This window comes from Tenacibaculum sp. TC6, from assembly GCF_050606265.1.
In the GTDB taxonomy this organism is placed as follows: domain Bacteria; phylum Bacteroidota; class Bacteroidia; order Flavobacteriales; family Flavobacteriaceae; genus Polaribacter.
In genome coordinates, this window is record NZ_JBOCUK010000007.1 from 96097 (window position 1) to 110301 (window position 14205).

General features: G+C 31.7%; 25 protein-coding genes. All 25 read left to right on the top strand.

Annotated features, from left to right (window positions below):
• The first annotated feature begins 2 nt into the window (after positions 1–2).
• The 25 genes from ACQY1Q_RS05965 (at position 3) to ACQY1Q_RS06085 (ending at position 14203) form a co-directional block, all read left to right on the top strand.
• Positions 3–341: a hypothetical protein gene (locus ACQY1Q_RS05965; RefSeq protein WP_431004376.1), complete on the top strand. Its 339-nt coding sequence runs from the start codon at positions 3–5 to the stop codon at positions 339–341.
• On the top strand, positions 338–997 hold the full coding sequence (locus ACQY1Q_RS05970) for a hypothetical protein (RefSeq protein WP_431004377.1): 660 nt from the start codon (positions 338–340) through the stop codon (positions 995–997). The genes ACQY1Q_RS05965 and ACQY1Q_RS05970 overlap by 4 nt, the downstream gene beginning before the upstream one ends.
• Positions 998–1071: 74 nt before the next feature.
• Positions 1072–1422 carry a hypothetical protein gene (locus ACQY1Q_RS05975; RefSeq protein WP_431004378.1) on the top strand — a complete coding sequence of 117 codons (351 nt, stop codon included), beginning with the start codon at positions 1072–1074 and terminating at the stop codon, positions 1420–1422.
• An 11-nt stretch (positions 1423–1433) separates the two neighbouring features.
• Entirely contained in the window at positions 1434–2204 is a 771-nt protein-coding gene (locus ACQY1Q_RS05980) for a DNA adenine methylase (RefSeq protein WP_431004379.1), read from the top strand.
• A 16-nt stretch (positions 2205–2220) separates the two neighbouring features.
• Complete coding sequence (locus ACQY1Q_RS05985; RefSeq protein ID WP_431004380.1) at positions 2221–2481, top strand: hypothetical protein; 261 nt, start codon at positions 2221–2223, stop codon at positions 2479–2481.
• A 230-nt stretch (positions 2482–2711) separates the two neighbouring features.
• A complete protein-coding gene (locus tag ACQY1Q_RS05990) occupies positions 2712–2861 on the top strand; it encodes a hypothetical protein (RefSeq protein ID WP_431004381.1) in 150 nt (49 codons plus the stop codon).
• Between the two features lie 132 nt (positions 2862–2993).
• The gene (locus ACQY1Q_RS05995; protein ID WP_431004382.1) at positions 2994–3293 is read left to right on the top strand and encodes a hypothetical protein; all 300 of its coding nucleotides are present in this window, start codon (positions 2994–2996) and stop codon (positions 3291–3293) included.
• 782 nt (positions 3294–4075) lie between these two features.
• Positions 4076–4357 (top strand): GIY-YIG nuclease family protein, encoded by a 282-nt coding sequence (locus tag ACQY1Q_RS06000; RefSeq protein ID WP_431004383.1) that lies wholly within the window; start codon positions 4076–4078, stop codon positions 4355–4357.
• A gap of 623 nt (positions 4358–4980) precedes the next feature.
• Entirely contained in the window at positions 4981–5403 is a 423-nt protein-coding gene (locus ACQY1Q_RS06005; protein WP_431004384.1) for a hypothetical protein, read from the top strand.
• Positions 5400–6017: a hypothetical protein gene (locus ACQY1Q_RS06010; RefSeq protein WP_431004385.1), complete on the top strand. Its 618-nt coding sequence runs from the start codon at positions 5400–5402 to the stop codon at positions 6015–6017. The genes ACQY1Q_RS06005 and ACQY1Q_RS06010 overlap by 4 nt, the downstream gene beginning before the upstream one ends.
• 39 nt (positions 6018–6056) lie before the next feature.
• The gene (locus ACQY1Q_RS06015) at positions 6057–6257 is read left to right on the top strand and encodes a hypothetical protein (RefSeq protein WP_431004386.1); all 201 of its coding nucleotides are present in this window, start codon (positions 6057–6059) and stop codon (positions 6255–6257) included.
• Between the two features lie 107 nt (positions 6258–6364).
• Positions 6365–7918: a hypothetical protein gene (locus tag ACQY1Q_RS06020; RefSeq protein ID WP_431004387.1), complete on the top strand. Its 1554-nt coding sequence runs from the start codon at positions 6365–6367 to the stop codon at positions 7916–7918.
• Between the two features lie 2 nt (positions 7919–7920).
• A complete protein-coding gene (locus tag ACQY1Q_RS06025) occupies positions 7921–8598 on the top strand; it encodes an LPXTG cell wall anchor domain-containing protein (protein WP_431004388.1) in 678 nt (225 codons plus the stop codon).
• A gap of 10 nt (positions 8599–8608) precedes the next feature.
• Positions 8609–9022: a hypothetical protein gene (locus ACQY1Q_RS06030; protein WP_431004389.1), complete on the top strand. Its 414-nt coding sequence runs from the start codon at positions 8609–8611 to the stop codon at positions 9020–9022.
• A gap of 7 nt (positions 9023–9029) precedes the next feature.
• Positions 9030–9395, top strand: coding sequence for a hypothetical protein (locus tag ACQY1Q_RS06035; protein WP_431004390.1), 366 nt, complete (start codon positions 9030–9032; stop codon positions 9393–9395).
• A gap of 18 nt (positions 9396–9413) precedes the next feature.
• Complete coding sequence (locus ACQY1Q_RS06040) at positions 9414–9995, top strand: hypothetical protein (RefSeq protein ID WP_431004391.1); 582 nt, start codon at positions 9414–9416, stop codon at positions 9993–9995.
• A gap of 66 nt (positions 9996–10061) precedes the next feature.
• On the top strand, positions 10062–10502 hold the full coding sequence (locus tag ACQY1Q_RS06045) for a hypothetical protein (RefSeq protein ID WP_431004392.1): 441 nt from the start codon (positions 10062–10064) through the stop codon (positions 10500–10502).
• Positions 10503–10516: 14 nt separating this feature from the next.
• The gene (locus tag ACQY1Q_RS06050; protein WP_431004393.1) at positions 10517–10807 is read left to right on the top strand and encodes a hypothetical protein; all 291 of its coding nucleotides are present in this window, start codon (positions 10517–10519) and stop codon (positions 10805–10807) included.
• A complete protein-coding gene (locus ACQY1Q_RS06055) occupies positions 10800–11630 on the top strand; it encodes a hypothetical protein (RefSeq protein WP_431004394.1) in 831 nt (276 codons plus the stop codon). The genes ACQY1Q_RS06050 and ACQY1Q_RS06055 overlap by 8 nt, the downstream gene beginning before the upstream one ends.
• A gap of 2 nt (positions 11631–11632) precedes the next feature.
• On the top strand, positions 11633–11788 hold the full coding sequence (locus ACQY1Q_RS06060) for a hypothetical protein (protein WP_431004395.1): 156 nt from the start codon (positions 11633–11635) through the stop codon (positions 11786–11788).
• A gap of 8 nt (positions 11789–11796) precedes the next feature.
• On the top strand, positions 11797–12393 hold the full coding sequence (locus ACQY1Q_RS06065; protein WP_431004396.1) for a hypothetical protein: 597 nt from the start codon (positions 11797–11799) through the stop codon (positions 12391–12393).
• Between the two features lie 20 nt (positions 12394–12413).
• A complete protein-coding gene (locus ACQY1Q_RS06070) occupies positions 12414–12893 on the top strand; it encodes a carboxypeptidase-like regulatory domain-containing protein (RefSeq protein WP_431004397.1) in 480 nt (159 codons plus the stop codon).
• Positions 12893–13228 carry a hypothetical protein gene (locus ACQY1Q_RS06075; protein WP_431004398.1) on the top strand — a complete coding sequence of 112 codons (336 nt, stop codon included), beginning with the start codon at positions 12893–12895 and terminating at the stop codon, positions 13226–13228. Before ACQY1Q_RS06070 ends, ACQY1Q_RS06075 begins: the two co-directional genes overlap by 1 nt.
• A gap of 64 nt (positions 13229–13292) precedes the next feature.
• Positions 13293–13712, top strand: a complete 420-nt coding sequence (locus ACQY1Q_RS06080; protein ID WP_431004399.1) for a hypothetical protein — start codon at positions 13293–13295, stop codon at positions 13710–13712.
• Between the two features lie 2 nt (positions 13713–13714).
• Complete coding sequence (locus ACQY1Q_RS06085; protein ID WP_431004400.1) at positions 13715–14203, top strand: hypothetical protein; 489 nt, start codon at positions 13715–13717, stop codon at positions 14201–14203.
• The last annotated feature ends 2 nt before the right edge of the window (positions 14204–14205 follow it).

The window sequence follows — 14205 nt, forward strand, 5'->3', positions numbered from 1 at the left end:
TTATGCAAGTAAAATTAAAATTTACCATTGAGCAGGTTTTTTCTATAAACAAGCTACTCAATGAGGTTTACAAAACCTCATTCAATATGTTTTCTCCAGAAGAAAAAGTACAGATATCTATTGGGGCAACACTTTCTGATATGTTTGAAAAACGTAAAAGGAAGCTCTACAAAGAGTTGGATTTATTAAATAGCACAAAAAAAATTTCTTTAACATTTAAGTACCATGAGGCATGGGCTTTAAAAGAAATTTTACTAAACAAAATAAGCCTGTTAGATACAGATTTTCACAGGTTGAATGCTCAGACATCTATTAACCTTTTAGATCAAAAAGTAAGATGAAAAAGAAACCGATACACGAACGTTTAACGTCAATGGATTCATTGTCGTATTCTATTATTAGTTACGGTGTGTTTTACGGGATAAAACAAGCTGCATTTTTTTATGTGCTTTTTACCTATCTGATTCCCATAAATTATTTACGAGTTATTCCGGCTATGTTCTTTGGTTATTTTATATCAAGGGCTATGCTTAATACTTCAGTAAATATATCCGAAAAAAAGGAATGGGTAATTACCTCTATTGCGTTTTTTGATTTTCTTGTTTTGTGCGTTATCACAGATGTGTTAAAACAAACTAATTGGATAGATGTTACAAACCTTTTAATATTTAATGCGTTTGTAACCTATTTAGGATTTTGGTTAAATCAAGTGTTTGTGAAAAAAGTAAAAACAAAGCAACAAGAAGCACAAACCAACCAAGCAAAAGCAACTTTAGAGCATACTCTAGCAATACTAGAGCAAAACATTGCAGCAAGTAAGGAAAACTTAGCAATACTAGAGCAAAATACAGCATCTAAGTTACAAGAAATTCAAAAGCTAAAGCAGGAAATTGAGGACAAATCTTGTCCGTATTGCTCAACTCCTTTTTCAAGTAAAAAAGCAAGAGATGCACACAAAGGAAGATGCCCGGAGAATCCTAAAAACATAGAATTTTAAAACAAAGTACATAAAAAGATATCAAATTATAAAAAAGTAAAACAGGGTTATTTTGGTATAAAAAAACGCAAAGAATGAAATTAAAAGGAAATACTTATAAAAAAAGAGTTAAGCACCAATTAATAGAGTGGGTAAAAGGTAATTCAATACACAATGAAAAGGATAATGAATGTTGTCCTGATTTTAGTTGTTGTAAACCGAATTTATTACAACCGGAAGAGATTAGAAAGACGTTCTATACATTATCAGAACTGGGAGATAAAGAAATGAAAGAATGGGAAAAGGATAATAGTATTGAAACTCCCAATTATGACAAAGCACATAGTATGTTAGGAGGTTTTCTTTGCTCTGGTCTTGATGAAATTGATCCTAATAAGTCTATTCATGTTGTGGGTTCATCTTTTAATAAATCAAAACTAAATTAACAGTAGATAACGTGGTATTAACGAGATTAGGAAATAAAAGAAAAATAAGTGATTTACTATATAATCACTTCCCATCACATAAAATGCGCATTGAATTGTTTTTTGGTGCCGGAGGAAGCTTCTTTTATTTACCGATACCTAAGTATTCAATTCTTAATGATTTTGATTCTGATGTAAGTAATTTATACAGGGTTATACTTGATCAAAAAGAAGAATTAAAAGAAGCTATTAAGTTAATGCCGGTTTCTGAAGGAATGATTAACCACTGGAAGGAAAATCAAGAAACTGATCCTTTGCGTAAATCGTTGCGTTTTTTGCTTCTTTCAAACTTTACCTATTTAGGAAAAGGAGATACACTGAGGTTAGGAATTGATAATACAAAAAGAAATTTACTTAAGAGAATAGATCCAGTATTTGAAATGCTGTCTAACTCTAAAATTACTAATTCTGATTTTAGAGAAGTATTACCTAAAATTTCTTTTAATAAAGACGTAACACCTAAAGAAGATTGTTTTGTTTATCTCGATCCGGTTTACCTTGATTCTACACATTATTATAAAGTTCCTAAATGGTCTGTATCTGATACAGAAGATTGTTTTAAAATAATGGACGAATGCGGAATCAAATGCGCTATGTCAGAATTTGATCATGAAGCAGTTTTAGACTTTGCTGCTGATTATAAAATGAATGTGATTTACTTGAAAGAAAGGCAAAACATTAAGAATAAGAAAAACGAAATATTAATCACGAACTACGATAACAACCAGTTATCAATGTTCTAAAATAATTGTAGAAATCATGACAACAGATGCGGCAAAAGCATATTTAATAGAGAATACGAATTTGAGTGATTCTGATTTTGAAAAAGCTTCAAAAGAAGATGTCGCTTGTGGATTAGCTAAGGAAGGAGAGTGGGTACACAATTTTTATTCTCCATATCCAACCAATGAATGGGAAATAAGAACGGCAATTGAAATGGCTGAGGAGCATCAATTTCATAACGATCAAGATCAGATAGATTCCTATGTGGATTTTATGATGGGTACAATAAATTTTTAAACAGTAGGAAATATGATAAAAGCCTGTTTAGATCCACATTGCGAAGCTGTATACCATAATTGCGATACATCTGATAAAAGATGTCTTGATTGTGGCGGACGAATTATAACGATAAATAAAAAAACTTACTTGTCAAAATGTTCTAATAACTGGTTTCAATACGATCGTAGAACAGGACAATACTTTAGACCAATACAAGATCAACAATTAATACTAAATCTGTAGAAATAATGAATAGAGAACAGGAAATACAAGACGAAATTAAAGAACAGAATATTTTTTTAGACAGGTACCTAAATAATATTAAATCTCTTTTAGGAGAGGAAGGAGCTAAAAAAGTAAAAAAATCAATGATTAATCATTTAGTAAATAATCTGTAGAAATTAGAATTGATTTCCTCCATTGGAATTAGGAAAGAAAACAAGTAATAGGCATTTGAGGTTGTAAATAAATAATCTGTAAAGTCTGCTTTTCTTTTTCATAAGAGTAAAAATAGTATAAACAATAAGAAAATGGAACACATATTACAAGAAATTAGAGAAGAGCGCTCACGTCAAAATGAAAAATGGGGCGAGCAGAATCACAATTTAGTAGAATGGATGGCGATACTCACAGAAGAGCATGGCGAAGTTGGAAAAGAAGCTGTAGAGTTGCATTTTGGAGCTCAACAGTTTAATCCAAGTTTAGAGGAAAACAAGGAAGCTTTTAAAGAGAGATTAGAGGCTTATAGAACCGAACTAATACAAGTTGCTGCTGTTGCTGTTTCTATGATAGAAAGTGTTGAGAGGAATGAGTTTAAATGGGTTAATTAACTAATTATTAAATCAAGAAAATACATTAATAAAATTCCATAGAACAAAAAATAAAACACCACTAAAATAAACTATGGTCTGCCATCTAAATGATTGAATCATTCTATTGCTTCTTTTTGAATTTGAGTATAAGTGTTCTATTTTTTTGAGTTCTTCCTCAAGTTGAATTCTAGTTAAATCTTTAGGTATGTTTTTTTTTTTAACGTAATAAGTAGTTCTGTAAAAATCAACTGAAAGGTTTAATCTAATATATAAAAGGCCTAAAAATATACTAAATAACCAACATAAAACAGATATTATGAGAAGTAAAGAAATTAAATCGAAATCTAATTTTTTGTCTTTAGTTAAGTTTACGATATAACCGATTGAAGCAACAGCTAAACCTAATAAATAGTAACAGTATTTGATTATGGAATTAACATATCTATTATAATATTCTTTTATTTTTTCTTGGTCTGTCATGAAGATAAAGATAAAAAATAAGTACAAATGAAACTTTAAAACTTTATATAAAACAAAAACAGTAGAAATTATGATCGTACTGGCGCACACAAAAACTTATGACGATTGCCCAAATGGTCACAAAGGCATTTCTTATTTGCATGATGACCAAGAACACAGGACAGGTATCGAATACCGATGTGTATGGAATAGAATAACTAACCAAATAGTAAAAAATCAGTAGGTTCTCCAGTACCTTAAAAACGGAAAAGTTCTTTGACATTGCAGTAAGTTTAAATTTTAAGTATTCATTATCTTTAACTAGTTGAACATATGAGAAAATGAAAATAATTTATAAGATAACTTATCCTAATGGAAAAATATACATAGGAAAAGATTTAACTGATAGTATTAATTACTTTGGGAGTGCTGATAGTAAGATAATAGCTAAAGATTTTAGTAGAGAGGAAAGAAGAGATTTCACTATTAGAAAGCAGATACTTTGGGAATCAGAAACAGCCTCGGTAAAAGAGGTTAACTCAAAAGAAATAGAATTAATTAGAAAGTTTGATTCTAATAACCCAGATGTTGGCTACAATAGGTGGCCAAAGTATATGGGTTAGGTTTAGTTCAGGATATATACTTACTGCAGGAACTTCAATTTGAAGCTCTTTTTTATTTTCAAAGATTTTGTATAACCGGCACCGCATGGCGTCAAATTAATTGTAGGTTGAATTATGTTTTATAAAGTCATTCATTCAACCTACCGATTTTATACTAGTCAAACAATGATATTAAATCAACTATTAATTCTAAAAGTTTAACTAATGATTTTACCCTTTTGAACCATTTCAACCTTGTTGATTTTGGTTCTTTACATCTTTTTTTCATGAAGTATGTATTCAGGGAGTTGGGGATTTTGAGGGGGTTAAACGTTAAATTTTTGTTAAAAAAATAAATCAATGAATAACAATACATTACACCTAAATCTAAAAAAGAAGTGGTTTGATATGATTGCTTCAGGAATAAAAAAAGAGGAGTACAGGACTATACTACGCAAAAATTAACGCAAAAACGCAAAACCATGAAAAACAAATTAATAATACCAAGACTATAGCAATTAAAATTGATTTCCTCCTTGGGAATTAGGAAAGAAAACAAGTAATAGGCATTTGAGGTTGTAAATTAATAATCTGTAAAGTCTGCTTTTCTTTTTCATAATATAAAGGTAAAAAAAACGAAGAATATGAGTGCTTCAATAGATAAATTTAAGGAAACTAAAAGCGCAATAAATACGCAATATGTATCGCAAGGATATAATACAAAACTTTGCGGACAAACAGTTCTTTCAATGATAATAGGTAAACCTACTGAGCAAATTTGTAAAGAATTGCAAAAAGATGGAACAACAAATATTATAAAAGACCTTAAACCATATTTAGAAAAAAATGGTTTTGATACAGAATATAAAAAAGTTAGAACCTTTAAAGATATACCTAATAATTCCATTGTATTATTAGAGTTTCCGGATGAGAGTCAAAGTGGGCATTATACATTAAAAATAAATAATGTTTACTATGATCCGGCAGTAGGTATTCTTAAAAATTATAATGAGGAGACAAGACTGCCTCATTCATTTTTAAAATTTAAAAAAACAGAAAAGAAATGAATATAATAACGCAAAATCAAGAAAACGGAAATATTGTAATTTCCGATCAGGGAGGAATTAAATTAATTACTTCTAGTATAAATGTACACCAACACCCACGCAATAAAGATTGGTTATTAATTAATGATTCTCTAATCCCTTTAGAAGAAAAAGGACTGTCTATACCAATTTCTAACCTAACTATTAATGGGGTTAAAGACTTTAATAACATAGAAGAAGTTAAAAATACTTTTTACAGTTCCATTTCCCTTAATAAAGGAGGTTCAAACAGACCAATAGACCCTAAAGAAAATGATCCTTACTGGAAAGTGTATCAGGACCAAAATACGTATGAAAAATTGCTTCTATTTGCTGAAATGAACGTTATGGGAAGTCCTACAATCAACAATGATAGGGATGGGAAATTAGTTACAAAAGAGTATTATTGTCAATTTACAAGCTTTTTTATCAGAATAACCTTAAACTATTATTATTTAATAAACGACCCTACCAAAATATCACACATATTAATGTCCGGGCATACGTCTTATGTAACATTACCTTTGAAAGCGTATCATTATGATGTTAATGGAGATATAACATATAGTTACGAGATATTTAGTTGGCAACGATAAAAATAGTTTAGTAATAACCTTCCCCCTTTATTGTAAAAAATGAAAATACAATGTAAAAAAAGATTATTTGGTAAATTTCCTTTTATCCCATTACCTGAAGCTAGAGCAGTGATTAATGAAATAATAGCTAAACAGCGAAATTTACCTATTGAAATAGCTCGTTATAAAAAGTATCTAAGACCTTCTGAGGTTGAAGAATATTTAAAAAACTATGATATAGAAATAAAGGAGGAAGTTTAACAAAACTTCACAAAGGTAAACAAACCTCCACAAAACTTCACAAAGGTAAACAAACCTCCAACATTAGTTAAAAGCCTCTCTATTATTGCATTGTATTTACAATAAAAATGAATAATAGAGAGGCAATTAATACATTACTTTATAGAGAAATCAAATCCGGATCAGAGTACAACGCTTTGATGCCTTTTAGTGATTGTAGTAGTGTAAACCTTGCTTCTGGTGATACCAAAGTTGCCATAGATAACATGGCGCTTTGGTCTCATAAATATACACATCATACAAAAGCCTTAACCGATCGTTTTTTTACAGGCTTATCCTTATCTAAATTATGCAAGGAGCTGCACAGTTTTCTTTTTCATCATCTACAATATAAGATAGATGATTACACACAAAAGCTTAAAAGCCCTGCATGCTCATGGTCGAGTAGACAAAAAGGGTTGGACTGTAAAAGTTACTCTATATTCGCAAGTACTGTACTACTTAATAGGGGGATAATACATTATTTACGTAGAGTAATTATAAACGAAGGGGAGGGCTTTTCTCATGTGTATGTTATTGTACCTAAAAATCAACAAACTGCTGATTTAAAAAGCGGTTATTATGTTATTGATGGCACAATTAATACACTTGAAGAACAGCGTATATTCAAATCGGATGATGTAAAAATGATCCCTAGAAAACAGGGGCAGTTAGGTTTTGTACAAAATGGTTTAAGCCAAGGTTTTTCAAAGCTTATAATGGCAGGAGTAGATTCGTTTATAGAGCATCTTAACTCGTGCATAGATTCACGTTTTGATAAAGGTGTGGTATCTCTTAGAATTAGGAGAGATTTACAAACTGTATTGCAAAACAAAATAGCTTTATTAGATGAAGCTATTGAAATAAGTAATGATACACGCATTGAAAATCTTTTTAACGAGCTTTTAAAAGAAGTAGATCTAGGTATTGAGCATTTACGCTCAGAAACCGCACACAGTACCTATGACGATTGCGCACTCGAAGTATTAATGCAATCGTTAACCTTCGCAGAACAATTAAAGCAATATATTGATACTTACCTAAACAACTTTATTAAAACGCAACAACGTTTTAAGGTTTCTGTAACTACCAAAAATGCCATGACTTCAGAGCGTACCTACTATTTTGTAGTAGGACAGGCTTCTAACCCAATATTAGCAGAATACAGGCAAATAACCATAAAGAAGGAGGCTAACAAATACGGTGTAGATGCCGTAGTGCCTTACGGTGTTAGTGTAGATCATTGGTTACTAAAAAACAAAAATCATTTTGCAAAAATATACAACACCACCATTGCTAAAGAATACGAAAAAGAGGTCCTTCCAGTAGTACAACATATAAAAGAACTTCGTAAAAAAGTGCATTTGGACGGCGAAACTCTTTACTACTACGAAAAGCCTTTTCATAGAGATTTGTTGAGCATTTTTTTTAAGCACGACACTAACTATGCTTCCTTAATAAAGGAAGAGCAAAAGAACTTAGCAATTGCTAACAAAAAGAGTTTAGAAGAATATGAGAAAAAACTAACCGAAACCCTTGAAGAAGATAAAAAAGCAAAAAAACGCAAGCTTTTAAAAAAGCAAATAGGTTACGGTGTTGTTGCGTTGACAGCATTGTATTTAATATTTAAAAAAAATAAATAGCTATGATTCATCAATTTGATAGCCCGCCATCCCTTGCAGGTTGGTTTGACGGCTTTTGTCCGTCGAATGGAATTGCGGACGACTTAGAAAGAAAAGCCAGAGATATTAATGCTCAAAAAGCAGAATGGGATAAAAAGTACAAAGCCTTAGAAACCGGAGCAAGAGCTGCCGAATGGGCAGAACTGAAAAAAGACATAATAGAGTTAGAAGATAAAGTTGAGAAACTAACACTTGAACTTCAAAAAGAACAGGGAATTATTGATGCTCTTGGTATTGGTTTAGGTGCTTGGTGTAATGGCGCAGTTACAAGACGCAGAAATGCGGAAAACGCCCTTAGACAAGCTGAGCAAGCACTAGGACAAATTAAAGGAGCGTATTTAACCCTTGAAAAGCAGCAAAATGAAGGGATAAAAATCGGGGGCGAAAATATTGTAAAGCTTAAAGAAACTATTAAAGAGTTAGAAAATAAAATTTTAGCTGCACAACAAAAAATTGCTGCTTACAAAGCCAACCGAGATAACAAAACAGTTAGTGAAGATCAAGCCGACAAAAACTCAGCTATTAAAGGGCAACTAAAAGAAAATGCACCTCTAATTATTGGAGGTATTGCCTTGTTAGGTTTAGCTTTTTACGTGGTAAAAAATAAAAAAAAGACTACTGCTACAAGAGTAGTAGCATAAATAAATAGCAATGAGAAAAAGTTTAATACAACAACAAATAGCTTGGGGAAAAACAAGTTTGGTAGCATCACCTAAACGTAGCAATGCGTTAAATGGCTTTTTTGATGGGTTAAATCTTAAAGATTTAATATCTACAGCCGGAACAACTTGGGCGCAAATAGAGCAGGCCCGCAACGGACAGCCTGTATATGTGAATACCCCGGGAGGACAACAACAGGACATAGCCCCTCTGTTAGTTTCAAAATTGGAGCAGCAAGCCCAACAGCAACAAAAGTCAGTTGACGACATGATGAAAATGTTGCAAATGCAAATGATGAACAATAACAAGCCTCCACAAAAAGACAATACTATGCTTTATATCGGTTTAGGGATAGGGGCTATAGTATTACTAGGAGGTGTATATATGATAACTAAAAAAAAGTAAAAAAATCATGACAAAAGAAGGAATTGAAAACTCAATAGTAAGTGTAGCTAGCATGACAGCAGGAGCTATCGGTTCACGCATTATTGCAGACAAATTACCAATTAAAAATAACAAGTTAAAAAGAGGCTTGTTGATTGCCGGAAGTATTATAGCAGCTGCCAGCTTAGATAGAAAAACAACCGGAAGAAAAGTAGGACAAGACATGGCTGTCTCAATGGCTACAACACAGACAGGTTATTTATTAAAAGAAATGTTTGAAGAGAAGCTACAAGAGGATAGCCTTTTCAAAACAGGGCTTGGAAATCCGGTATATATAGACTATTCATCTTTTGAACAGCCTGTATTTGAACAAACAGCAGAATTTATCAGTTAATTAAAAATAAAAAAAGATATGAATTTATTATCAAACCAAGAACAATATCTAAAAGTAGTTACTTACCTAGGTGAAAAGAACCAAAAACATGGTTATGAATGGAACACTAGCCTTTTAAAGCCAATGCCCGGAGACCTTTTTATTAACAAAAAGATAGGTACTTCAGGAAATATTAACTTGTTGGATGGAGAGTCTAACAACGTAAGAGGGGTTACCAATTTTGACAAAAACACCCTAAACGAAGGACGTATTTTCGTTATGGACGGTGTTTCGTTTGCGTATTCGTTTGAAGACCCAACTACACATGTTGCTTCAGTAAATTACGGAACATCAAATTTACCGGCAGAGTTGCGTTTTGCGAATCTAGTAGTAAAACAAAACAATGAAGTATTAGTAAAACTTCCTATTAATTCAATCGTAAACTCATACGAAAATGGCGTAAAGTACAAAGATTTAGGGGCATTTGCATTAGTGTTGCCTAAGCACGCAATTGAAGTTGATATTGAATTTCCTTCAGGTGTTGGTGTAAAACCTCCGGCAGATAAAGAACTTTTTGTATCTGTGTTCTTCAGAGGCTTCGAAACCTACCAAAAAAGATAAAATACTTCAATTAAATAAAAAATTTGCGTAAAATTTTTTTACGCAAATTTTCTTTAATCAAAGAATATGAAAAGAGTTTATAAACGTATAATAGTAAACAAAGGATTACTTAAAGAAACTGGTACCGATTTTACTTCGTACTTAAATAATGAAGTAAATGGTCAGTTGCCTAAAGGAGAAGTTAAAGGTGTAAAGTTTGTTTCTTACATTGATGAAATGGCATTATTGCCACCTGATAGCGGAAGTGGGCCAGTATCATATAATGCCTTGCCTTTTGGTATTACACATACTGATGTATTTATAACCGACACTAGAAGTAATCTTTTAACAGAACCAACAGATATTAGAGATTATCAGAATAAAGGAGGCGGTTATTTGGAAAACTTTAAACAAATAGACGAAACCTCAGAAAACGATGAAATAACCATTCGTTGGGAAACGTATGGAGATATGCCTATTTGCGGTGAGTTTATTTTTGAGATACACCAATCAGACTGCGAATGTTAATTAAATAATTTGTTATGAGTGCTATTTACGGAACAAAAACATACAAAGAAGATTTTGAAATTGATATAAAAAAACTTAATGACTGTAAAGGTATTTACAAGCTAGAAGTATTTGTATCAAAAGAAAGTATGCCGTTGTTGGTAAAAGACGGCTCAAACCAAATTATAAAAGAAAATTACAACCCCTTTATAGTGTCTTCTCCTGTACCCATTACAAAAGGGGTACTTCGCTTTGAATTTAAGGAGATAGAAGGTGAAAGTAAAGGATTTAAAAGTGCAACGGTAAGATATCTGTATCATGAATAATCTAATCAATACGTTACAAGAGCATTTAAGTAGCAGTGAAAACCATGTGGTAAAGATAAAAAATGCTACCGGTGTTAAATTATCTAAAGATACACCTATACATAAATATGCTTTTGATCTTCATTACATTGAAAGTAAGTATAACTCATTGCAACACTTTTTAAGCCTATTGCCAGGAAAAGGATTTAAAAAAGATGTGGTGTTTACCTTACAAAAAATGTATGGTACTCCTGAAAAAACCACCTATCATTTAGTAAAAGAGTTTAAAGAAGATTTAGAAAAAGAATCCATGAATACACCGATACAAACATCAGCACAAACATATATACCTCCTACGCCTTCACAAGATATGTTTAGTAGTTTTTTAGGAGCTCCGGGATTGATGAATAAGTTTGTTGATGCCGAACGTTCCAATGACTATAAACAACAAGTAGAGGAATTAAAGGAAGAAATAAGGGAGTTAAAATCAGAAAACCGTATTCTACGTGAAAAAAACAGCTCGTTAGAAATAAAGTTACAAACGGCTAATGATCGACAAGATTTAGCTATTGAAAAGGCAAAAATGGAAAGTAAAGGTTTTTTTGAAAGCCCAGCATTTGAATCCCTTGCGGGCGCACTTCCTGATGTAGCTAAGGCAATTATGGGGGGACAAAATGTAAACTCCGGTGCATTAGGTTCTCCGGTAACTCAAATACAAAAAAGCCTCTTCAATAAAATTCAATCCGAAAACACTGAAGAACAAAAAATAGCTTTTCTAATCTATTTATTAGAAAATTGGAAAGAGGGTATTGATGAGGAAATCGTAGAAATTTTAGAAAAATAAACATGAAAATAAACAACAAAGACGAAGCTCTAACCCAATTAAACACTTTAGAAGAAAAAGTGTTATGCCGGTTAGCAGAATTATCAACCAATCCTAAAGCTTTAGAATACTTTTCCAACCCTATTAAGTTCGCAACAGTAAAAGCTTTTTTAAACTAAAATAAGCTATGAAAAAGATATCGCAAAAAGTAGGGAAAATTGCTTCCAAAGAAAATAAAGAAAAAGCAAAAAAAGCAGTAAAAGAAGCAGGTGGGTTTATTGCTAAGAATAAAAAAGAGGTAGCATATTTTGCTGTTGGGTTAGTTGGTTTTTATGTAGTTTATAAATTGTATAAAGGAATAAACAAAGCTTCAGATGCGGTTGGAGATATTTTAGAATCCCCCGAAGTTGATACAATAAAAACGGACTTACAAATAAATCCTAAAAATCTAACAGTTTCAGCAGCTCACGCTGAGTTATTGGCTAAATCCCTTTTAGATGCCTTTAATAAAACAATATTATTCGGTCAACCTTCCTCAGATACTGAAAAAATATCACAAGTTTTTGATGAAATAAAAACGGGTGATGATTTAAGATTAGTACACAAAAAATTTGGGCTTAGAAAAAGAGCTATGGGAGGTACACCAACAACATATATGGCTAAGAAATTAGCAGATAGCTATGATTTAACCTACTGGCTAAAAGAAGAAGTTTCAAGCTTCTTTGATCCAACCTTGTATAAAAAAATAGAGAGCCGTTTTAAAATGGCTCAAATCCCTTTTTAAAAAAGAAAAAGATAAACAACATGGAAACAAGTTTACCAATTCAAGGGCTAGCATGCCCTAATGTCGAATTTGACACGGGAATTTCAAATAACGAAAAAAAATGCGGTTGTACTATGAAAACAAGAATAACAGGAAAAGTAATTGACTCACTAACTAAACAACCTTTTGAAGAACCAGTTAATATTAAGAATTTAAACACATCCTTTGGTGTTACTACTAGAGTTGATGGATCATTTGTAATAGAAGCTTCACCTAACGATATTCTACGATTTTCTTTTGTTGAATATCAAGTATTAGATATAAAAGCTTCAGAACTTCCTTCGGTAATAGTTTTAAAGCCGGATGATATGTTGAATGAAGTAGTAATAACTGTAGGAACAAAGAAAGAGGCAAAAAAGTACAACTATTTAGGTTTCGCACTTATAGGTGGTTTATTAATCTATGCCGTTGCTAAAGACAAAAAGAAAAAGAGTAAAAAAGAAGCTAATGCATCAACATAATGGAGGAAATAATACAATATCTACCGGATAGCTTCCGCCCGTTTGTGCTTCTTTTTCTCATAGCTGTTTCATTTTTTTTCGGTTTAAGACTTCGTTTATTGGAAGTAAAAAGTGCCTCCAATAAAGCCGATCAACTAAAAATGGAAAATTTCAAAAGAGGCTTTGAAATTAATTCCGAATTAATAGAAGCTATTAAGGAGGATTTTAACGACAGAATAACAAGCCTTAAAGATCACATTTCGCAATTAGAAGAAATGAATACAAAGCTACATAATCTATTAATAAAAGAGCGTGAAACGCTTGATAAATACGTGCAAAAATATGGCAATCTTTAAAAAAACTGTTTTCATAATAATTAGTTTTTTGATTTTCTCCGCTTGTAGCACACAAAAAAAGCAAGTGGAGATTTTTAAAAATCAAAAAGATTTTTTGGTAAGAGCTAAGGAAGTTAAAGAAGTAAAGGTGATTAATCAACCTATTGACGATGTTGTTTTTTTGTCTTTACCAAACACAGAAAATAAAGAAGTTGATAGTATAATTAATACTTTATTCAACAACTTTAAAACCTATAAACATAGCGGTACCAGTTCTTACGGAATAAGTTATAACCAAAAACAAAAAGGCTTCGATATAAAGGCTCAAATAGGCAAAACACAAACCCAAATTATACAAAAAACAGACACTATTGTTACGTTTAAAGAACGGGTTGTTTTCCAAAATAAAGAAGTGATAAAATACCGGATTCCTTTTAAATTTTGGTTGTTTTGGGTCATAAGTATAGTTGTTATTTATTTTCTAGTCCGGTTTAAAATTATCTAGCAATGAAAAAAACGCTATTATTTGTAGGTGGTGGTATTGCGCTTATTGCGCTCACTTCATATATAGGTAAAAAAAGAGAAGCAATAGAGCATATTATTGATAATCTACAATTCAAAATCAAAAGTATCCGAAATTTTAATATATCACTTCAACAGCTGACTCTTGATTTAGATATTGTAGCTGTAAATCCTACTAAAGAGGATTTATACGTAAATACCGGATTTATTAGAGCTAATGTATTAAGGGTGTTTGAAAAAAAAACCGGAAAACTATTAGCATTTTCTAAGCTTGATACTAATGCTATTAATATTCCTAGTGGTGGGTTTATGCAATTGCCTCCAGCTCATGTAGAAATACCTTTATTAACTGGAGGGCAAATGCTTTTAAAACATTTTTTAGGTACTAATGAAGCAGTAAAAGATTTCAGTAAGCAACTGGCTTATGAATTAGAATTAGAGGCTCTAGGGCAAACAAAAACAATTCAATTTTAAAA

What these genes read in the sequence shown, in the direction of transcription:
- ACQY1Q_RS05965 (WP_431004376.1), top strand. Translation starts at nt 3, where the DNA reads ATGCAAGTAAAATTAAAATTTACCATTGAGCAGGTTTTTTCTATAAAC.
- ACQY1Q_RS05970 (WP_431004377.1), top strand. Translation starts at nt 338, where the DNA reads ATGAAAAAGAAACCGATACACGAACGTTTAACGTCAATGGATTCATTG.
- ACQY1Q_RS05975 (WP_431004378.1), top strand. Translation starts at nt 1,072, where the DNA reads ATGAAATTAAAAGGAAATACTTATAAAAAAAGAGTTAAGCACCAATTA.
- ACQY1Q_RS05985 (WP_431004380.1), top strand. Translation starts at nt 2,221, where the DNA reads ATGACAACAGATGCGGCAAAAGCATATTTAATAGAGAATACGAATTTG.
- ACQY1Q_RS05990 (WP_431004381.1), top strand. Translation starts at nt 2,712, where the DNA reads ATGAATAGAGAACAGGAAATACAAGACGAAATTAAAGAACAGAATATT.
- ACQY1Q_RS05995 (WP_431004382.1), top strand. Translation starts at nt 2,994, where the DNA reads ATGGAACACATATTACAAGAAATTAGAGAAGAGCGCTCACGTCAAAAT.
- ACQY1Q_RS06000 (WP_431004383.1), top strand. Translation starts at nt 4,076, where the DNA reads ATGAAAATAATTTATAAGATAACTTATCCTAATGGAAAAATATACATA.
- ACQY1Q_RS06005 (WP_431004384.1), top strand. Translation starts at nt 4,981, where the DNA reads ATGAGTGCTTCAATAGATAAATTTAAGGAAACTAAAAGCGCAATAAAT.
- ACQY1Q_RS06010 (WP_431004385.1), top strand. Translation starts at nt 5,400, where the DNA reads ATGAATATAATAACGCAAAATCAAGAAAACGGAAATATTGTAATTTCC.
- ACQY1Q_RS06015 (WP_431004386.1), top strand. Translation starts at nt 6,057, where the DNA reads ATGAAAATACAATGTAAAAAAAGATTATTTGGTAAATTTCCTTTTATC.
- ACQY1Q_RS06020 (WP_431004387.1), top strand. Translation starts at nt 6,365, where the DNA reads ATGAATAATAGAGAGGCAATTAATACATTACTTTATAGAGAAATCAAA.
- ACQY1Q_RS06025 (WP_431004388.1), top strand. Translation starts at nt 7,921, where the DNA reads ATGATTCATCAATTTGATAGCCCGCCATCCCTTGCAGGTTGGTTTGAC.
- ACQY1Q_RS06030 (WP_431004389.1), top strand. Translation starts at nt 8,609, where the DNA reads ATGAGAAAAAGTTTAATACAACAACAAATAGCTTGGGGAAAAACAAGT.
- ACQY1Q_RS06035 (WP_431004390.1), top strand. Translation starts at nt 9,030, where the DNA reads ATGACAAAAGAAGGAATTGAAAACTCAATAGTAAGTGTAGCTAGCATG.
- ACQY1Q_RS06040 (WP_431004391.1), top strand. Translation starts at nt 9,414, where the DNA reads ATGAATTTATTATCAAACCAAGAACAATATCTAAAAGTAGTTACTTAC.
- ACQY1Q_RS06045 (WP_431004392.1), top strand. Translation starts at nt 10,062, where the DNA reads ATGAAAAGAGTTTATAAACGTATAATAGTAAACAAAGGATTACTTAAA.
- ACQY1Q_RS06050 (WP_431004393.1), top strand. Translation starts at nt 10,517, where the DNA reads ATGAGTGCTATTTACGGAACAAAAACATACAAAGAAGATTTTGAAATT.
- ACQY1Q_RS06055 (WP_431004394.1), top strand. Translation starts at nt 10,800, where the DNA reads ATGAATAATCTAATCAATACGTTACAAGAGCATTTAAGTAGCAGTGAA.
- ACQY1Q_RS06060 (WP_431004395.1), top strand. Translation starts at nt 11,633, where the DNA reads ATGAAAATAAACAACAAAGACGAAGCTCTAACCCAATTAAACACTTTA.
- ACQY1Q_RS06065 (WP_431004396.1), top strand. Translation starts at nt 11,797, where the DNA reads ATGAAAAAGATATCGCAAAAAGTAGGGAAAATTGCTTCCAAAGAAAAT.
- ACQY1Q_RS06070 (WP_431004397.1), top strand. Translation starts at nt 12,414, where the DNA reads ATGGAAACAAGTTTACCAATTCAAGGGCTAGCATGCCCTAATGTCGAA.
- ACQY1Q_RS06075 (WP_431004398.1), top strand. Translation starts at nt 12,893, where the DNA reads ATGGAGGAAATAATACAATATCTACCGGATAGCTTCCGCCCGTTTGTG.
- ACQY1Q_RS06085 (WP_431004400.1), top strand. Translation starts at nt 13,715, where the DNA reads ATGAAAAAAACGCTATTATTTGTAGGTGGTGGTATTGCGCTTATTGCG.